The sequence below is a fragment of the Paenibacillus sp. FSL W8-0186 genome, from assembly GCF_037969765.1.
GTDB classification, from domain to species: Bacteria; Bacillota; Bacilli; order Paenibacillales; family Paenibacillaceae; genus Fontibacillus; species Fontibacillus woosongensis.
Genome location: NZ_CP150207.1, coordinates 5,106,952 through 5,127,034, shown reverse-complemented (window position 1 = coordinate 5,127,034; position 20,083 = coordinate 5,106,952). Strand labels below are relative to the sequence as shown.

Here is a 20,083-nt window from a genome sequence, read left to right as displayed (position 1 = left end):
TTTGGGATTCCTTTTTCCAAATGGGGGATGCAGGAGACCGTTCAATATTTGACCGGCGCGATATCCGCCCGCAAACCGCATCAAGTGATTACCGCAAACCCGATTATGGTGATGGCCGCTCTGGAGAATCCCTCCTATAAGCAAATGATGCAGCAAGCGGATCTGATTGTGCCCGACGGCTCGGGTGTGGTGTGGGCGTCGCGTGTCGGCGGCGATCCGGTCGCGGAACGGGTGGCGGGTTTTGACCTTCTTCATGAGCTGATGAAGGAAGGAGAGCGCCATCGCTGGAGGGTATATTTGTTAGGGGCGAGCCCGGAAGTCGTGCAAGAGGCGGCGAATCGGCTCAAAATGCAATATCCGGGAACGGAAATTGTAGGGTATCGGGACGGATATTTCGGCCCGGAGCAGGATGATGAGGTTATAGAGGAAGTTCGCAGAACCAGCCCGGATCTCCTGTTTGTTGCTCGCGGGGCGGATACACAGGAGCCATGGATCGCTAAACATAAGCAGCGTCTTGCCGTGCCTGTCATGATGGGCGTGGGCGGCAGCTTCGATGTCATATCCGGCCGGACCAAACGCGCCCCAAAGGTGTTCCAGAAGCTTCGGCTTGAATGGTTATACCGCCTGATAAAGGAGCCGACCCGGTTCCGTAGAATGCTTGCGCTGCCGAAATTCGCAGTACGCGTGCTGCGTGAGAGAGGAAATCTTACGAAATCGCGGTAAATAAGTGACTTTTGGAGGAAATAGGCGCAATATTGCTCTTTTACGGACTTGGTGATTTACTTTTAAACAGAGTATAATTCATTCCGGGTATAACAATTGGGGGTTGAATTTTACATGTGGCTAATATACATCATCGGGTTTGTCGTGTCGCTCGGCCTGGCGCTGGGTTTGACGCCGCTCGTCAAGAGGTTTGCTATTAAGACGGGCACGGTAGACGTCCCTAATGCGCGGAAGGTGCATACGAAAGTCATGCCGAGATTGGGCGGACTGGGAATATATTTGGCATTTATCGTTGCTTTTTTTATCGTGTTCCCGTTTATTCCGGACGCTTTCTCCGTGCGTGAAGCGAACTTCGTTAAAGCGTTTTTGGTTGGCGGGACGATGATTCTGCTGCTTGGCGCGCTGGACGATCGCTTCGACTTGTCTGCCAAATTGAAGTTTCTTGTGCAAATTGCTACGGCGTGTGTTGTCGTATTCGGTTTTGATATCAAACTGGAGTTCGCCAATATTCCTTTTCATTCGTATTCATCGGTGGAGAGTTGGATCGCTATCCCGTTCACCATTCTCTGGATCGTCGGCGTCACGAACGCTATTAATCTGATTGACGGCCTAGATGGCTTGGCGGCAGGGGTATCGGCGATTGCTATTGGCACGATTGCGGTTATGGCCTTCCTTATGGGGAATAATGTTGTGGCGCTGCTGTGCCTGCTGTTGCTTGGCAGCATTATCGGATTTCTGTATTTCAATTTTCACCCGGCCAAAATATTCATGGGTGATTCGGGTGCGCTCTTCTTGGGCTTTAGCCTGGCGCTGCTCTCGCTCCTCGGTTTTAAGCAGATTGCGATCGTATCGTTCTTGACGCCGCTCATCTTGATCGGCGTACCCTTATCCGATACGTTATTTGCCATCGTGCGCCGCTGGGTGCAGAAGAAGCCAATTTTTTCACCGGATAAAGGCCATTTGCATCATTGTCTTCGCGAGCTTGGTTTTTCCCACCGTCAGACAGTGCTGATCATCTACGGTATCGCGGCGTTCTTCGGGGTGCTGGCCATTATTCAATCGTCGGCAGCGATGTACAATGCGAACTGGGTTACGTTCGTCGTCATTTGCATCATGGTCTTCTTCCTGCAAATCGGCGCCGAGGTCATCGGGCTGATCGGCAAGACCAAGCGTCCGCTGCTTGATTTTTTTGCCCGCTTGCGTATGAAGGCGAATGCGGAGCGCGGCTCGAAGTAATGAGGGAGCTGCTATTTTTTCGAAGCTATTGGAATTGTATAACTGATAAACATTTCATGACAGGACAACCTGTGCACATGCAGAAGCATGGCAAGGTTGTCTTTTTTTGTTCAATGGCTTGATGTACTGGGGAGACCTTCTATTGGCCCTTTCCTGGTTGAACGAGTGGATAATTTGTAAATATGAAAGAAAGTGTAAAATACTTTTTGCGTATCTTCTAAATATTTAAGGGTTTGGCACCGATAATTAAAATATGTGATGAATAGGGGCGATCCAGCACTATTTACAAATGCAAACCAAAGCAAAGGAGAGATTACTGCATGCAGCGCTTTAAAAAGTCATTCGTGTGGCTGGCCTTAATGTCTTTAATTATTGGACTTGTTCCAGTAGGCCTGACACAAACTGTGGAGGCGGCGACACCGCCATCCTACTTTATTCCAGATGACCTTAAGCTTCAAAGCACGAACTCGCTAGATTTGAACAGTACTGACCCGGTACTGGGATTAAGCAGACAAAGCGTCCGCGTTTCGTCTACCCAAAACTTTCCGGTAGATGGGACTTATAATCAGGTAAGCGCCGATCTGGAGGTAACGGTTCAGCAACTGAACTCGACATCTTCCGGCGGTTGGGCTCCTGACAGCACACGGATCATCACGGACAGAATCACGGATAACGGGAATAACCGGTTCTCGGTTAATCTCCGCCTGTTCTCTGGCTATAACAAGGTTACATTCTCCGGGAGCCAGGGCAATAATAAACGTTCCGATACATTCTATATTTTATATGACCGGGTTCCAACTTTGGTGAGCGCCAATGTCTTGTATCCGGGAGGCGGCTCCAGCCCGGTCAGCTTAAATGAAGATGCAAGAGCAGTTGTCTCCAACAGCCGTATTATCGTTAGAGGTAACTATGAAAATGCCACCAAAATCACACTCGATATCGGCGATGGCAGCGGAGGTCAACAAGCGACGCTGATCGATAGCCAGAAGGAGTTTTTCTCCAGCTATATAGATCTTAAACCAGGCTTGAATACGTTAACGATTGCTATCGAGAACGAGACGAGTAAAGTTACGGTGACTAGAGAGCTGTATTTCTTTGACGAGAATCAGCCTTTCGTAGAGCTCGGTCTGAAGCATTCGGCTTATGCCGACCCAATTGACCTATTGAGCCAAACGATTCCTACGGTTGCCCAGGCACCGGATAGCGCAGCTCTGACCGGTCAAGTGCTGGTTCCATATAAGTCTGTTCCGTTTGACGGGAACAATGAATTAATTGTGGAAGTAAACGGAACCGCCCCGGTTTCGTTGACGGCAACGGCATCGGAGGATTTGATCATTCCGGGCCCAGATGGGCAAACGCCAACTTATCGCTTGGTCACATTTACGACGAACGGTGATTTTCAGTTTGACGGCACCGGTCTGCAAAATATTGAAGTAGCGATTACTTACGGTCCTTCTCCGGCGGACAGATATGAAGCGAGCAAACGGGCTTCGTTTAAATATCTGCCAGGGCAAATGATTATTAAGAACATGTATTTGCTGGAAGGCTATGACGGCAATACTGCAAACTATGGCATGGCTACCAAGAAGCCGCTTAACAATTCCCAGGTAAGCTCTTCCGAGTTCTACATCCTGGTCGAAAGCGATGCGCCGATTGGGAGCACGCCGGCATTGAAGGGAACTTATCTTCCATTAAGCACGAGAGATGTCACTTTAACTTATGCAGCTCAACCAGGCGGATTGACGAACCAGGCTGTGTATAAGGTGACAGGCTTCTCGAGCGGTACGCAGCAAGTACGCTTTTACTTTGACGGTTCTGTAGATGCTTACTACAACGCATATATTTCCTATGTTTCAAGAAGCAGAATTTACGTGACGGATTTGCTTGATGGCCAGACCATTCAGCTGGATTCAAGCTCGTCTACAGGGAGAGTCATTTCGTTAAACGGCCAATATATCGGCTTTGGAAATGACGGGACATCTACGCATAACTTCTACAACCAGGTCTTTGTGAACGGCGTGGAACAGCTGCCGGGCAACCAAGGGAACTGGCTGAATGAAACTTCGGGTACGTTTAGGCTTGATTTTAACGTGGATAATAGCGGGCCGCTGTATTACGGTCAGAACACGATCGTGTTAAAAGGTAAAACGACGGGGGCGAACCCTACGGGAACTACCCCAACTGAAATTACTGAGACAATCCGTTTCTTTATTATCGATACGAACGTTTCTACGATAGAGAAGTTTATCCCTGTTGCCGCTCCGGTGGTCAGCACGGATCGTCCTGTATTCTATGAGAACTTTGGCAGCAACAATTTAAGCAAAATTTTTGAGCAGGCTACAGACTTTACGCCAACGGATGAAGGATTTGCCACGGGCAGAACGAGCTATGATCTAGTCCTTCATGGAGGCGGCGCTGAAAGAGTCGAGCTTTACAGCGGGTCGACGCTCATGTTCAGCTTTGATATTGATACAAATCAAGCTAGCAATCACCATGTTGGGTCTACTTATGGCAGCAACGGCTTGATTTACGACTTCTCCGGTGACCAGAACAACTTTATTTTCCGAATCCGGGACATCAAGTTTGACAAGGATATTTCAGCAGCGCATATTTACAATCTGGATTTAATCAACAGAACAGGCTCACGCACATCACAAAAGCTGGAAGTGAAACGCGAAGTATCTGCGTTACGTATTCTGGCCCCTCAACCTACCGTCGGCAAAGATATTATCGTGAACCGCAACTTCGTTCGCTTTGATATCGAAGCAGAGGGCGCGACGAGCGTGAAAATCGGCAAGGAACAGGCGGTGAAGCGCACGGATCTGCCAGCTGATGCAACTAGCCGCTTTGCCCTGGATTATGTCGGCTTGAAAAAGGATGGCTGGACCACGATTAAAATTGAGGTTGATCGTAACGGTGTTAAGTCCAGTACGGACGTTAGAGTTTACTATGCGAGCGCCGTTGCCATAGACTCGCAATTTATGGCAGAGAAAGTAAGCAATAAATACAGTGTCTTTAATAAGAAATTGGAACTGTCTTTCCCTAAAGGAACCGTGCTGCAGAATGCTGTAGTACCTAAGAATACGGTTGTGAAGTTCTATCCAGACAACAAGCTGTTGTTCGGGATTGCAGATCCGACGGACGGCGTTGTCGAGAGAAGAAACGACTATGGTAACATTATCTTTGATCCGCTTAGCGGAGAAGATAGCGGATATCGCAAAATCGGCAAGCCTGATTATGAAGTCAGCTTGTTCAACATGAATGCAAACACATTCAACTTTATCAGAGTGTCCGACATTTATTGGATCAGCGGCGGAGTCGGCGAGCTTGGCAATTCACCTTCCATGAACGGATTGCCTCCATATTCCTCGTGGTATTCGTATCCATCCACGGATAGCCATGAACCGATCAGCTTTATGGGAGTAGATGCAACCCGCAGATTGAAGCCTTCTCAACGCGGCGAATTGACGTTGGCTTTTGATCCTAACGTAGTTGATGCTGCTGGTACGGCTATTACAGTGTTCCGTTTGACGGACGGCGGTGTATGGGAGAATATCGGCGGTGAAGTGGATACGAAGAAAGGAACCATCACAGTTCCATTCGATCAATTTGGTTACTATAAAGTTATGAAGCTGAGAAGCAGCTATAAAGACATTACCAACCATGGCTGGGCGCGTGAAGTGTTGAATGCCCTATACTCCAAAGGTATCATGATGAACAATGGATTGCGTTCCGATTCGTTTGGAACAGACGATACGATCAAACGCGGCGAATTCGCCACTCTGTTGGTCAAGGGATTGAATCTACCATTGAACTATGACGACAATCAAACGTTCTTTGACGTCGTTCCAGCGGCGAAGACCAATACGTGGTCCTATGCCTATATTGAAACGGCTGCAAGAGCGGGCATCATTTCTGGCCTTGGTGAGGGTTATTTCGGAGTAGACGAAGACCTGACTAGAGAGCAGGCGGCAATTATGATCGCGAGAGCGTTGAGACTGAAGCTTGATGCTAACGACACTAAGCTGCAATCCTCATTGGCGAAGACATTTATGGATTCGTCGCGGATCGATGTTTACGCCCGTCCAGCAGTGCAGGCTGTTTATAAAGCCAAGATTATGACGGGTACGCCGGTTACCGTTCCAGGACAGAAGAAGAGTTCGCTTAACTTCAATCCTAAGAGCCCGATGACCCGCGCAGAAGCAGGGAAGATTACGGTAGAGCTTCTTAAGAAGAGTACGAAGATTTTCCCTAAAAACTTAAGCTAGTAATTTGAAGAGCCTTGCCCGTGATACGGGAAGGCTCTCTTTTTTCCAATTACAACATTTTGTAATTTGTTGGGGATTACGTTACAATAACAAATGAAGTAGTAGACATTTTAGCAAAAGGGTGAATATGGACAGATGAAACCGATCCTATCGAAGGCTCAGCTAGGCTATATGAAAGCAAAGACAAAATTCGAGGATAAATCGAAAGTTTTGGAGAAAAGAATCGAAGAAACGGCTAAAGTCCAAGAGGTAACTCAGGAAGTGATGGAAACTCTAGTAGTAGAAACTGGATTCCATGAAGCATTCAACGCGCTGCGCAATGCTGAGAATGAGCTGATCGATTGGTCGCATATGACGATGAAGCATGAGAAGACCTACAAAGACAACAAGAAAGCGATTGAAGATATGTACGCGAAACTCAATTCAGATCCTCAAATGCGTGCCCGGATTATCCAGCTGGCCATGAAGGTTAGATAATAACTTTATAATGGAATAATCTCTCTATTCTTAGAAGAATAAGACGTCCAATTGGACGTCTTATTTGCGCTGTCCCCGCATAGAATAATGATAATGGGTATTGGAAAATGTTGCTTAATGACTGGGATAAACAGGTATGTTATACTAATTTCCGTCAGACGGCAAGATAAGAAATAAGTTGTAAATGAGGATAAGCTTAGAAAAGTAACAAAGTTGCAAATTATTTTTTAAAAGGGCGCAACTTTTTGAATTCTGCTGCGTTTAAGATGTAGAGCATTTACAATGATGACCAATTCATGCGACGAAATTAGACAACCAGGATGTACCTTATGGGGAAACTTGTCTATCTATTAGAAAAATTAGCTTTACGGTTGCTGGTATACATTGTATAATGTCTAGGTAGGATTAGGTAACTCGTCTATTTCTATGTTTATTTGTTTGCTTCGTTTACAAGTTTCTGCGGCTAACCGCAGACCTAATTTATAGGAACTCGCTCAAGACTCTGGAAAGGAGGTGCAATGGCTAATGAGTAACACGAGCTATTCATTTAAAGAAAACTCTCATATGAAGGATATTCAAGGAGGAGAAAAAAAGGTTATGAAGAAAATTTTATCCGTAGCTTTGTCTACAGCAATGGCATTCTCCATGTTTGCTTCCGTAGCATTCGGTGCTGATGCAAAGCTGACTCCACAACAACAATTTGATGCTTTGAAAGCAGCTGGTATCGTAACTGGATATCCAGATGGAACAGCTGGCCTTGACAAAACAATTACTCGCGCTGAGTTGGCAACGATCATCGTTAAAGCGATCGATCTTGAGCCTGTTCCTGGCGTAGCTACTTACAAAGATCAAAACTACAGTGTTAACCACTGGGCAGCTAAGTACATCGAAGCAGCTACTGAAGCTGGCATCCTGACAGGTAAAGACGCTGTTAAACAACTGTTTGGACCAAACGACAACCTGACAGTTCAAGAATTGGCAGTAGTTTTGGTTAAAGCGTTGAAACTGGAAGTTCCAGCTGAAACTAACAACACTGCAACTGAGTGGGCTAAAGGCTATGTTCAAGCAGCTCTTGATAAAGGCTTGATCGAGTCCGGCATCAACTACCAAGCAAATGCAACTCGCGCTCAAGTAGTTGTAGCAGCTCATGCAATCTATGAAGCTAACCAAGTTCCTACTGTAGCTTCCTACGAAGTATCTGAAGCTGGTAAAGTTGTTGAGTTCAAACTCTCCAACGACGAAGTTGTGAAAGTAACTTTGGACGAAGCTCTTGCGCCTAACAAAGAAACTGAAGTGAAATTCTCTCACAACGGTCATGACTACACTCACAAAGTAACTTATGTTACTACTGTGGCTCAAAAAGTTGATACTGTTAAAGCTGACAACTTGAAAGAAATCGTTGTTACTTTTGACGGTACTGTAGATAAAGCATCTGCAGAACAAAAGAGCAATTATAAAATCAAAAATGTTGATGTAGATTCCGCTAAATTGTCCAGCGACAAAACTCAAGTAACATTGTTGTTGACGCAATCTGGCAGAAGCCTTGAGAACAAAGACGAGACTACTCTTACAATCTCCAACGTGAAAAACGAAGACGGTACTGTAACGTTTAATACAGATGTTAAGTTCACTCCTGTAGACGTTACTGCACCGACTGTGAAAGAGGTTGTTGGACTAGGTACTAAAGCGTTCAAAATCGTATTTAGTGAGCCAGTTCAAGCAGCTGACGCAACGCTTTCCAGCAACTTCGAAATCAATGGCGGTACTATTGGTGGATCCGTAACTTATGTATACCCTAATACTGTCATTGTGAATGCAAACCTGCCAGTTGGCGAGCATACAGTAGCTGTAAGCAACGTGAGAGATTACTCTGGTCTGAGAATTGCTCCTGTTGACAACAAATTTGAAGTTGCAGAAGACACTGCAGCACCTGAAATCGTATCTGTTGAAACAAATGATTTGGAAGAACTGACAATCAAATTCAACGAAACGATTAAAGACATTGAAGATATTTATGTAAATACTACTTCAAATGGTGCTACTAGCTATGACATCAAGGACGATGAGGTTAAAGTTTACCTTAAAGATCCTATGAACTACAATGAGAACACAGTTTATGTTAAAGGCGTTAGAGACTACAGCGATAACAAAGCTGATCGCGACGCTAAAGTAACTCCAACACTGGACACAATCCGTCCAACGATCATCAAAAATAAAGTCGAGAAGAAAGATGGCGACTATATCGTAACGTTGACGTTCAGTGAAAAAGTAAGAGAAAATGATGCTAAAGATCTTGAGAACTATGTTCTCAAAAACAGCGATGGCAAAATTGCTGACATCGACTGGATCGATAGCAAAGGTCATCCAGAATTAGCTGTTGATGTTTCTAAGCTTGACTCTGACAATGAAGTTAAAGTTAACCTTGGTAACGATCTTGGCGATAACAAAGAGTACACACTCGAAGTCGCTGGTATTGGTGACAGAGCATACGTGAAAAACACAATGCTTCCTCAATCCATCAAAATCAACACTGCTAACTTGGGTGATAACACACTTGAGCGTGCATGGTTGAGCGATAACGGAAATTATCTGTATCTTCAATTCTCTACTGATCTTGCAACAAGCGGTACTGGAAGTGCTCTTATCGCTGACAAGTACGCTGTAGTTAAAAACAATAAGAGATACGTTTACGAAGGTAAAGTAAACATTTACAACTCTGATAGTGTTCGTCTTGATGCACGTGACTTTGCTGATGATATCGTAGCTGCTGTTAACGATACAATTGAAGTCCATTATGTTGCTGACAAAGAAGGCAATATCATTAAAGATGGCAACGATTCTTCTGTACTGACTAAAAATATTGATCCTGCTACAAGCCAATTCAATATTAAAGTTGGGGAATCCGAAGCTGTATCCACTGAAAAAGTTGAAGTTAAATTCGGCGCTAAAATCAATAGCTACAGCAGAACTGGCTTTAAAGTTAATGACCAAACTCCAAGCAGTGCAGAGTTGAGCAGTGACAAGAAGACGTTGATCCTGAAATTCACAGGTTCCAACAAACTTTCCGAAGCTGGTCCTTACTATCTAGAGATTGCTGAAGGTGCTGCTTCCGATGTGTTCGGTAACAAAGTACCTGTACACTCTAATGAACTGCTGAAAGACAAAATTGCTCCTAAGAAAAAGGACAGCTCAGTTGTTGTAGGTCCTGGTTCTGTAACAGATGCTGTGTACTTTGACTTCAACATGACTGAGAATATCAGAGTGAACCAAGGTGCTAAGTACTCCGCTGCATTTATCAATGATCTGTTCGAAGTTAAAGTTGGCGATACTAAGTACACTGTTCTAAGTGTATCTGCTAACGGATCTAAATTGCGCGTAGAGGTACAAGGACCATTCACTGCTGGTGAAAGAATCCGCATTGAATTCAAAGGTGGTAAAGGTGCTATCACAGACGATATCAATGATGGAAACAGCGTTGAAACCTTCACAGCTAACACTACTTATTAATAAGTAAAAAAAGCGAGCCATTAGGCTCGCTTTTTTTTTATATCTTCAAGAAAGATTAAGATTTAATCAAATTATGCTGCATTTTGAATTTTTTCTTGAACTTTTTTTAATTTAATGCGTATATACTATATACGACTTTTTAAATAGGAGGTTTAATCTTGAACAGGACGAAGATGGTTGTAGCTTCACTGGCTGTAGCTGCCTTAATGACCCAGGGTGCCGCTGGAGCTGCAGATGCAGCAGTGAATACGCAAAATAATAAGGCAGCCGCCGCGCAAGCAGTAAAGACACTAGGCAATTTAAGCGGAGTTAAAATTTCAGGTAAAAGTACTGTGAAATTAAGTAATGTGAATATTTTATCTCAGGGCGATGGGAACATACTGACGTATACCCTTACGTATCAGAATAATGACAGCAAGACTTTATCATTAATTGATTACTGGACGAAGGTAAAAACAAAATCTGGTACGGTATACAGTGTTAGTGTGGTAGGGGCGGATAAGGAGAAGAAGAAGGTTGTACCAGGATCTTCAGTTAACGTTACCTATACGACAAAAATAGCCAAGCATTTGAAGTATAGTGATTTAAATTTCCAAATCGTGAAATGGGATTTTAGTGTTGCAGGCTATGAGCAAGTATTAGGAAGCATAAACATTCCCTCTACATATGCTGTAGCTACTCCTGTGAATACAACAAGGAAGCTAACCTTAAATGAGTTTTCAGCAAATGCGAAAGTTATGTCTGTTAACGTTCTGGGATCAGGTGATTCTAACTATGTAAATATCGCATTGTATTTACAGAATACAGGTTCAAGTACTATAGACAACCCAAGCCTTAAATACGTTGTTCAGACACCTAGTGGAACTGCCTTTGCTGTAACACCGGATGCAGCCAGCACGAATATTAAGATTTATCCTCAAGAGAATAAGACGTTAAATTTGATCGCCAAGATTCCAAAAAACGTAAATTTGAATAATTTGCAGTTGCTGCTGGTTCAAAATGATGAGACAGCGAAAAGTGATATACCTGTAGCTTCTATGGGTCTTGGAACTAAACAGGGACAATCTTCTAAAACAGCAGCTAATAAAGAGAGATTGTTGAAAATTGATAGTACGAACATTGTAACAAAAGTAGTTAGTATTGCTAGAAATCAAAGCTTTGGGAAAAGTGACCTTTCAATTCAATTTTCTATTGCCAACAAGGGAGATAAGACGGTTACTATCCCTAATTATTCATTCGATGTTCAAGTTGGAGGGAAAACATACCCGCTTATTGCTAGTGGCTTAGAAGGTATGATCATAGAACCAAATGAGGAACAAATCATTTCCGTAGATGGGACCATACCGGTCATTGCGAATGAAGATCAGATCGATCTGGTTATGAAAACGCCAACGGGCAGCTCACAGGGACCGGGTGAAGAACCATCACCTTCGCAGGTGAATAGTTACCCAGTAGCAATTTATAATTTGCCAGACTACACGGAAATGCAGTATGCACAGGGTCAAGAACGCACTATTAAAAATAATGATGGTGTATTTGGCGTTACGCTTGATGCGATTCAAAAGCTTCCATGGAATGATGGCAACCTGCTAGCCACAAAAATTACAATTGTTAACAAGGGTACAAAAGCAGCTAAACTGCCGGAATTTGCAGGAGCTTACAAAATGGATTTAACTGCTTTAAGCAGCACCGTCCATTTGGTAAATACGAATACCAGCCAAATTCTTGGGGCGGGTGAGAAGACAAGCGTATATGTAGTTGCTAATGTCCCAGCCAGCTTGAAGTTCTCTCAATTACAGGTACAATTGCTGCAAAAGACGGGTACCGATAAAACAAGCAACTGGATTATGTTCTCTAACTACGGCAACACGAGTGGCCTAAAACAAATTGCTGAAGGATCGTATTTCAATCTGGACACTGCAGGCAGAAAATCCGACCTGAAAACGCGGAAGACTTATTTGTATAAGGGCAGCACTAGCGATATTATCTATACAGAAATAATTATGAGAAATCTGGAAAATAAACAAACCAACCTATCGCAGTTGGCAGGTTATTTCTTGACTGATGATGGACAATATTACAAAGCGGATGTAAATCAAGTCAAGCATGCGGTAGGACCAGAGTCGTCGAGTTTGGTTACATTCTCCGCAAAGGTGCCTAAAGGAACAACGGTATCCAATTGGAACCTGGTTGTAGGTGAGAGTATCTCAGAGGACAAGTTCACGGAAGCTGAAGGCAAACCAACAGGATATGTTAATGCTTCCTCCATGGAGTTGAATTTGGATAGTAGAAGTATTCAAGATACGCTCAAAGATGTCGAATTGTTCCCGTACACTTTAACTATCAAGGAGATCGAGGGACGTACGAATTCTGCCGGCTTGGAAGTGAAGATGAAGTACGACCTGAAGCGCGATTTGACATACGATATGGGCGAATTCCAGCATAAGTTTATTCTTGAAGTGACTGATTCCAGCGGGGCAAGATTTGAAAAAGAAATTGAGCTGGAGAAGGATTTCCTCGTAGGCAACAATCAGAATTTCTCATTTGTAATCAATGATCAAATTTTTGCTACGACAAGATCTGGAGCCTTCCAGTTCTCCATCTTTGATTCTTATCAAGGGGAGAAAACGAAGATTGCTACAAAGGCTGCATATTTTGTAAATGAAGATTTGTATTAATACGCATAACAAGCAAAAGTCCCTCATAGAGGGATTTTTGCTTGTTTCCATCCTTTAAACCTATTATGATGAAATAGATTCATAGGCAGGAAGATTCTGAAAAATGCAATTCCTAATAGGAGGTTCATCATGAAGACTACATGGAAAGTGGCAGCCGCAGCCATGTTGATTAGTGGAGGAATATGGGCCGGTTCATTGTTGAATGAGAAGGTGGAAGGAGCCGGAGTGACAAATCAGCCAGGAACCGCTGATGATCCTGTTGTGACAAAAAGTTATGTAGATCAGCAAATTCAACAGGCCTTAAAGGGGGGAAGCAGCAATTCTTCCTCGCAGGGAAGCACTGATTCAAGCTCAAGTGCCCAAGCAGGGAACACAGCAGCATCTTCCTCGGATGAAGTTAAAATTGTCGAGGTTAAGCCTGGTCAGAAGCTAATCGCTGCTGCAGGTGCAGAATTTGTGGTACGGGCGGGTAAAGCCGTTATTTACAGTGAAGATCAAAATGGCGTAGCAGACCTGACGGATGGGAAGGATATTACGAACGGTGGTATTGTCACGAACAATCATTTGTTATCTTTCCCAAGAGCGGGGCGCGGCATTCAGCATCAGGAGGGCCAGACTCATCCACTGACGGTTATGGTTCGCGGCGGTTATTCCATTCAGTAATGCTTGCATAAGATGGGTTATGGAGCTTCCTTCCATGGAAGGATAGCACCGCAAGTAACAAACATTGAGATGGCTACCCCCTTGAAATTGAAGCATACTACTCCTGAAAGCAAGATAAATCAGGAGGTGTTTCGAATCATGGCGAGAAGCAATCGAAAGCTTATCCCGGAAAGCCATCAGGTATTGCACCAATGGAAATATGAGATCGCGGCGGAATTCGGGCTGCCGGTCAGCAGCTCTGGAGGGGCGCTTGGTTCAGCGGATACAGAATTTGCAGGGGAGCTTGGCACAGGCGGAACAACTACCGGTTATTCGAGCTATTGGGGCCATCTGACCTCCCGAGAGAATGGCTCTGTTGGCGGAGAAATCACAAAAAGACTAATCGCCCATGCTCAAAGGAACTTAGTGGAATAATTTTTCTTTAAAATTGCCTTTTTTTATTTTGACATGACCTGGCAAATGCGTTAATATGACTTTTAAGGATTGTCAAATCAACCTTTTCCGCTACGGAAAAGGTTCATTTTTTGCTGTTAGCTTAATTTTGGGAATCCTCACAATGTGGCAGGGTAGCCCATTCAAACTATGAAGCGCATTGTACAATATTTTTTAGTATTGGATACTTAGGCAAATGCCATACTATCCACATGGGGAGGCTGATTGATATGTCCATCAAAGGACGCCATTTGTTTACTTCTGAATCCGTTACTGAGGGTCATCCGGATAAGATTTGCGACCAGATCTCCGATGCAGTGCTTGACGCTTTTCTTAAAGAGGATCCTTATGCACGCGTTGCGTGTGAAGTGTCTGTAGCTACCGGTCTTGTACTTGTCATTGGCGAAATTAGTACCAAATCGGAATACGTGGATATTCCTGCGCTTGTGCGGAAGACAATTCGCGAAATTGGCTATACCCGTGCAAAATACGGCTTCGATTCCAATACATGTGCTGTATTGACATCGCTAAACGAGCAGTCTGCGGATATCGCTCAAGGTGTAAACGCGGCTCTGGAACACCGTGATCCAGCTCAAGTAGACAAAGAAACAGAAAATATTGGTGCTGGCGACCAAGGGTTGATGTTCGGTTTTGCAACGAATGAAACTCCTGAGTTCATGCCGCTGCCGATTGCATTGTCCCACCGTATTGCGCGCCGTTTGGCGGAAGTACGTAAAGATGGTACGTTGAGCTATCTTCGTCCTGACGGCAAAACCCAAGTGACAGTCGAGTATGTAGATGGAAAAGCCCTCCGTGTAGATACCATTGTTGTATCCACTCAGCATGCCGAGGAAATTACGCTGGAGCAAATCCAGAAGGATATTAAAGAACATGTCATTCTGCCTGTTGTTCCTGCAGAGCTGCTCGATGAGCAAACGAAATATTTCATCAACCCTACAGGCCGTTTCGTGATTGGCGGACCGCAAGGTGATGCAGGGCTTACCGGACGCAAAATCATCGTAGATACGTATGGCGGCTATGCTCGTCATGGCGGCGGTGCTTTCTCGGGTAAGGATCCTACAAAAGTAGACCGTTCCGCAGCTTACGCGGCACGTTATGTTGCTAAGAACCTGGTAGCTGCCGGTCTGGCGGATAAGCTCGAAATTCAGCTTGCTTACGCGATTGGTGTTGCGACTCCTGTCTCCATCAACGTCGATACGTACGGAACAGGCAAAATTCCAGAAGAGAAGCTCGTTGAGCTCATCCGTGAGAACTTTGACCTTCGTCCTGCAGGCATTATTAACATGCTGGATCTACGCCGTCCAATTTACCGTCAGACAGCGGCTTACGGACATTTTGGCCGTACGGATCTTGACCTGCCATGGGAGCGTCTAGACAAAGCAGAGACGTTGAAAGCCCAAGCAGGTATTTAAGAACGAGAGTAATCCTAGACCACAGAACGGATATTCGGATTGCAATTATGCAATTCGAGTATCCGTTTTTTTGTTTGCGTCGATAATTTTACGCTTTGTTCTAAACTTGGGGAGTTCATTTGCCGTTAATATACATAGGTGTGTATTTGGCAGCCGCTAGGAAGCGGTGTTATATACAGAAATGATGGATCGGACGGAAAGGGGAACGTGAAAATGCAAAGAAAGATCTCGATTCTGATTATTGCAGTGTTAATGTTGAACATGTTACTGGGAGCGACTGCAGGAGCTGTTGGCAATCATCGCCAAAGCTTAAGTGAGCCGGTTGCAACAGCTTCGATGCCACTGAATACAGGAAATATGCTGCTCAGCAAAGGACTGCTGGCAGCGATTAGCAGCGCTCCCACAACTTATAGTCCTACAGGTACGGGGGTACCTGTAACTACAAAATTGGAAGTGAAGTTCGGCAGCAACAAGGTACGGACGAATGGACAGAAAACGTTTACGATTTCTAGGCAAGTCTCCGGATATACTGAAAAAATGGACGTTACCGTAACTCAGGCAACTTATACGAACTCCGTGATTTTAACACCGCCTACGAATTTGCAATACGGTAGCAAATACACCATTACAATTCCAGCAGGAACATTTATTGTCGGAGAAACTAAAGGTGTAAATTCATCAGCGATCAGCTGGTCTTTTACGACGGCAAATGCAGCAACAACGGCATTAACCGCTACTACATTCAACCCAGTAAACGGCAGTAACAGCGCAAACGTAAATACTAAGCCGGTGATCACATTTAATCGCAATGTGAACATCAATCGCAGCGTAACCAACGGGGGAATTACGCTTAAAAAGTCATCCAATAATGCTTCTGTCCCCATTACAGTAACTGCTAGCGGAAACCAAGTAACGATCACTCCAAGCAGTTTATTGGAATCGGGCACGGGATACTACATTGAAATTCCAAGCAATAGTATCTATGATGCGCAGAACTCTTCTATATATTATGCTGGCCTAACAGGCACGAATAGATGGACATTTCAGACTGCAGGGGTAGACAAGACGCCACCCGTCCTCCAGAAAGCTACGATGCAATCGAATACAACGATCAGACTATTGTACAATGAAAGACTGGATACTTCTTATAGTTTGTATACCTCCAGTTTTAAGGTGACCGTCAATGGTGAAGAGCGTCGTATAAGCAGCGCATATACCTCTGGGGACAGTGTATATGTATATTTAGAAACAGGAGTAGCGGTAGGGCAAAATATCCGCATTAGTTATACAAGTGGCAGTGTCCGGCCTATCCAAGATTTAGCTGGAAATGCGGCGGCAGCTTTTTCGGACAAAGAAGTTACGAATGGCATCGATTCTGTACTGCCCAAGCCGGAAGAGGGCTATATTTCGGGCAGCACATTGACGCTGCGTTTCAGTGAAAGTCTGAAGGATGTATCCACCCATGCTTATCAGCAATTTAAGGTAACTGCAGGTAATCAAACTAAAGGAATTAATAGAATTAGCAGAAGCGGAGCTTATGTATATTTATATTTAAGCAGCGGTGTATCGAATGGCGACGTTGTTCAAGTATCCTACACGCCGGGATCTTATCCGCTACAGGATTATCGCGGTCAGAATATCGCTGCATTCAGTGATTATTTTGTGCGGAATTACAATGATAATAAAGCGCCGGAATTTACAAAAATTGAGGGTTCCGGGTCCAAAATCATCATTACCTATAACGAGGCGCTGAGAAGCACAAGCATCCCGATGAAGAGCCAGTACTCTGTTTTAGTCAACAATTCTCCGGTATACGTGACGGGGATTGAGGTTGTGACTAACCAGGTCATTCTCACACTTGCTTCCTCTTTCTCCAAAGATCAGAATGTAACTTTATCCTATGTCTCGGCTCCAGGGGGGATTGCTGATTTGAACGGTAATCTTGCAGGTTATATTAACCTGCAACCTGTGAGTTATAACATGGTGGCGGAAGGGATTCGCTCCGCAGTCATTCGCGGCGATACAATTACTATCACTTACAATGTTCCATTAAGATCGGGCAGTTCTGCATCGGCCAATCAATTTAGCGTGAATGTGGATCAGTCGAATCGCACGGTTCAATCGGTGAGCATCAGCGGAGACACGATTACCCTTAAGTTAGGCACATCCGTGTACGCTGGCCAGGTTGTCGATCTTTCGTATATGCCGGGATCTGCGCCGCTATATGACAGCAGTGGAAAAGCGCTGCAAGCCTACAGCCGCATTTCCGTACAGAATCTTACCGCTGGAAGTCCGGGGACTTCCACAGGAAATGCTAACTTGCCATCGTTTATGACGGTATTTCCATCGTCGGATTTTGATATGAATGGATATTTACTTAATCTGAATACCGCGCAGGTGCGGGAGGGCTTATCTTTAAACAAACAGCAGAATATTAGAAAATATAGCATTGATGAAGCTAAATTGCAGGAAGCTTTTCAATTCCTCATTAATGGTAATGCCCTAAACAAGAAGCTAGTATTCGAGGTTCCAAATACGGAGAAAGTGGCAGAGGTCTCTTGGCCATTAAGTGCAATCGTAAATATGTACGGTCTTGGCAAAACAGGATCCATAGCTGTTCGTCACCAAAATGTGATGTATGAGCTTCCGATCGAGAAGATACCGTATCCGGAAATCTCACGTTCCTTGCTCGTTAATAATTTAAATTCTGCGTATATTACGATTCAAATCGAGCCGATGGACAGAGTTCAGCTGCCGACGCAGAATTACAGCAATGGTGTGACGGTCACGCCAAATGGAGATCCGGTCCAAATAAGTGTATATGCCTATAATGGAACGTCTACTCAAGATGCAGTAGATGTCAGCCACTCAGGCCGTGTGCATTTCCGGGTAGTGAATCCAGGCGTGTCAAACCCAATTGCAGAGACGCAGATATCCCTTATTAAATATAATTTATCGTCGCGGAGTTCTTCTTTCGTTCCTGCAAAGGTGACGAATAGCGGCAACTATGTTATTTTCAATGGTAAAATAGGTGGAAATATCATCGTTGGCCCTGCTCTAGGGTACAGTTATTTCAGCGATACTAGGAATCATTGGGCTAGCGCGAACATCAACAACCTGGCCGGCAAGCTCATCATCGATGGCCGGCAAGGCAGCCAGTTCGAGCCAAATAGCAATATTACCCGGGCGGAATTTGCCGTCTTCATTGCTAAAGGCTTAGGGCTTGAAGGAGATGAAGCGAGCGCCCGCCGCTTCCCGGATGTTCCGACAGGCACGACGGGAGCTTATATCGGGGCAGCTACCAAAGCAGGCATTATTGCCGGTAACATGGACGGTACGTTTAAGCCGAATAGCTACATTACCCGAGAGCAGATGTCACTCATGCTAGTTCGTGCTATGGCTTATGCGGGACAGGATATTTCCTTAGACGGACTCACCTCCGCGCAACTGTTGGGCCGCTTCAAGGACAACGGTAAAATTCAATCCAAGGAAACCGTGGCCAAAGCGGTAAAGGAAGGAATTATCCAGGGGGTTTCCATTGACACCTTCCAGCCTCAGGGCAACGCTACTCGCGCTCAAGCTGCGGCCATGTTGAAACGGGTATTGGAGAAGTTGAATTATATCTAGATGCCCCCGATGTTATCATGAAGAGAAATGAGCCTAAGGCAAACGCCTTAGGTTCATTTATTGTACCCTACAAGATCATTTGGACGGTATCCATGGTCTGATTAACTATTTCTTCATTAAAGCTCGCAGCTCCATACATGCTTCCCTTAATGATTCTACTTGTTCTAAATATAGAACCAGAGCATCTAAGACGACATTGTTCTGCGATGACTCAAAAGATTCCTCCCGTATTTTCTTCAGAGCCTCGCCATAGCTCGCTTTCTCTGGGTCAGTTAGTATTTGGTTGTTACTAATACGGCTTTCTAATTCTTCGAACACCTCATGTAACCGGCGGATTTCCCAAATGGCATTCTTGACTTGACAATTCCCCCTTTTTTTCAATGGGGAAGAGTCGAATAGAGAAACATTGCGCATTTCAGGAGTATTAAATCCTTCGACTAGAATGTGGATAATGTGCCCGACATATATGGCAAGGCTCCGGCATTGTTGGTCGGGGAGATCGGAACCGATCAGGCGGAAATATTCCAATAAAATGCTGCCGGCGATAAAGATGATGTCCATAGCATGGTTCTCAATATCTTTACCATACGCATCCGTGATGCAATCTTCAAACCAAAGATAGAATTGCTCCTCTAAGTCCGTCCACGCTTTTCGAACTTTCTCGTCGCCTGAATTTTTTAGCGTAGGCATGTTGAACATGAGTGTCTGGAAATTATGATTCAGGACCACCTTCAAGTAGGTTGCCATGAGTTCAACGAGACGTTCGCCAGGAGAAAGCTCTAAGTTACGGTATAGCTTGGTAACCTCTCTATCCAATGATTCGCTCAAATTGGAGATGCTCTCTAACAGCAATGTCTCTTTGCTGTCGAAATACTTGTATAAAGAAGGCTTGGTCATCCCGCTTTCTTTGGCGATTTCATCGACTGTGGTCAGTGCAACTCCTTTTTCGCCAAAAAGCCGCAGCGCATTTTGCAAAATAATTTCCTTTTTATCCTTATTCATTTAAGGGTTCCTTTCATTATAGTAAGTAGCGGTGACC

Annotated in this window: 11 protein-coding genes; 10 read left to right on the top strand and 1 reads right to left on the bottom strand. The window is 44.5% G+C overall.

The genetic code is table 11. The annotated features are described in order from the left end of the window. Positions 1-27 precede the first annotated feature (27 nt). From MKX50_RS22940 to MKX50_RS22895, 10 genes are all read left to right on the top strand, one after another. Complete coding sequence (locus MKX50_RS22940) at positions 28-723, top strand: WecB/TagA/CpsF family glycosyltransferase (protein WP_213593767.1); 696 nt, start codon at positions 28-30, stop codon at positions 721-723. A 114-nt stretch (positions 724-837) separates the two neighbouring features. Continuing rightward, a complete protein-coding gene (locus tag MKX50_RS22935; protein WP_213593603.1) occupies positions 838-1,959 on the top strand; it encodes an MraY family glycosyltransferase in 1,122 nt (373 codons plus the stop codon). Positions 1,960-2,279: 320 nt separating this feature from the next. Beyond that, entirely contained in the window at positions 2,280-6,227 is a 3,948-nt protein-coding gene (locus MKX50_RS22930; protein ID WP_213593605.1) for an S-layer homology domain-containing protein, read from the top strand. Positions 6,228-6,362: 135 nt separating this feature from the next. Beyond that, on the top strand, positions 6,363-6,704 hold the full coding sequence (locus tag MKX50_RS22925) for a hypothetical protein (protein WP_339157852.1): 342 nt from the start codon (positions 6,363-6,365) through the stop codon (positions 6,702-6,704). 525 nt (positions 6,705-7,229) lie between these two features. Beyond that, the gene (locus MKX50_RS22920; RefSeq protein ID WP_339157851.1) at positions 7,230-10,211 is read left to right on the top strand and encodes an S-layer homology domain-containing protein; all 2,982 of its coding nucleotides are present in this window, start codon (positions 7,230-7,232) and stop codon (positions 10,209-10,211) included. Between the two features lie 158 nt (positions 10,212-10,369). Further along, complete coding sequence (locus MKX50_RS22915; RefSeq protein WP_339157850.1) at positions 10,370-12,889, top strand: hypothetical protein; 2,520 nt, start codon at positions 10,370-10,372, stop codon at positions 12,887-12,889. A 129-nt stretch (positions 12,890-13,018) separates the two neighbouring features. After that, a complete protein-coding gene (locus tag MKX50_RS22910; protein WP_339157849.1) occupies positions 13,019-13,552 on the top strand; it encodes a hypothetical protein in 534 nt (177 codons plus the stop codon). 138 nt (positions 13,553-13,690) lie between these two features. Next, positions 13,691-13,966: an alpha/beta-type small acid-soluble spore protein gene (locus MKX50_RS22905; RefSeq protein ID WP_213593615.1), complete on the top strand. Its 276-nt coding sequence runs from the start codon at positions 13,691-13,693 to the stop codon at positions 13,964-13,966. 248 nt (positions 13,967-14,214) lie between these two features. Beyond that, positions 14,215-15,417, top strand: coding sequence for a methionine adenosyltransferase (metK, locus tag MKX50_RS22900; protein WP_213593617.1), 1,203 nt, complete (start codon positions 14,215-14,217; stop codon positions 15,415-15,417). Positions 15,418-15,630: 213 nt separating this feature from the next. Beyond that, positions 15,631-19,044 carry a SwmB domain-containing protein gene (locus tag MKX50_RS22895; RefSeq protein ID WP_339157848.1) on the top strand — a complete coding sequence of 1,138 codons (3,414 nt, stop codon included), beginning with the start codon at positions 15,631-15,633 and terminating at the stop codon, positions 19,042-19,044. A gap of 105 nt (positions 19,045-19,149) precedes the next feature. Here the strand turns inward: MKX50_RS22895 and MKX50_RS22890 are convergent, their stop codons facing one another. After that, on the bottom strand, positions 19,150-20,046 hold the full coding sequence (locus MKX50_RS22890) for a TetR/AcrR family transcriptional regulator (protein ID WP_339157847.1): 897 nt from the start codon (positions 20,044-20,046) through the stop codon (positions 19,150-19,152). Positions 20,047-20,083 lie beyond the last annotated feature (37 nt).

Bases quoted from the DNA above. Each gene is read 5' to 3' on its own strand.
- MKX50_RS22930 (WP_213593605.1), top strand. From the start codon at position 2,280: ATGCAGCGCTTTAAAAAGTCATTCGTGTGGCTGGCCTTAATGTCTTTA.
- MKX50_RS22935 (WP_213593603.1), top strand. From the start codon at position 838: ATGTGGCTAATATACATCATCGGGTTTGTCGTGTCGCTCGGCCTGGCG.
- MKX50_RS22905 (WP_213593615.1), top strand. From the start codon at position 13,691: ATGGCGAGAAGCAATCGAAAGCTTATCCCGGAAAGCCATCAGGTATTG.
- MKX50_RS22925 (WP_339157852.1), top strand. From the start codon at position 6,363: ATGAAACCGATCCTATCGAAGGCTCAGCTAGGCTATATGAAAGCAAAG.
- metK (WP_213593617.1), top strand. From the start codon at position 14,215: ATGTCCATCAAAGGACGCCATTTGTTTACTTCTGAATCCGTTACTGAG.
- MKX50_RS22940 (WP_213593767.1), top strand. From the start codon at position 28: ATGCAGGAGACCGTTCAATATTTGACCGGCGCGATATCCGCCCGCAAA.
- MKX50_RS22920 (WP_339157851.1), top strand. From the start codon at position 7,230: ATGAGTAACACGAGCTATTCATTTAAAGAAAACTCTCATATGAAGGAT.
- MKX50_RS22890 (WP_339157847.1), bottom strand. From the start codon at position 20,046: ATGAATAAGGATAAAAAGGAAATTATTTTGCAAAATGCGCTGCGGCTT.
- MKX50_RS22910 (WP_339157849.1), top strand. From the start codon at position 13,019: ATGAAGACTACATGGAAAGTGGCAGCCGCAGCCATGTTGATTAGTGGA.
- MKX50_RS22895 (WP_339157848.1), top strand. From the start codon at position 15,631: ATGCAAAGAAAGATCTCGATTCTGATTATTGCAGTGTTAATGTTGAAC.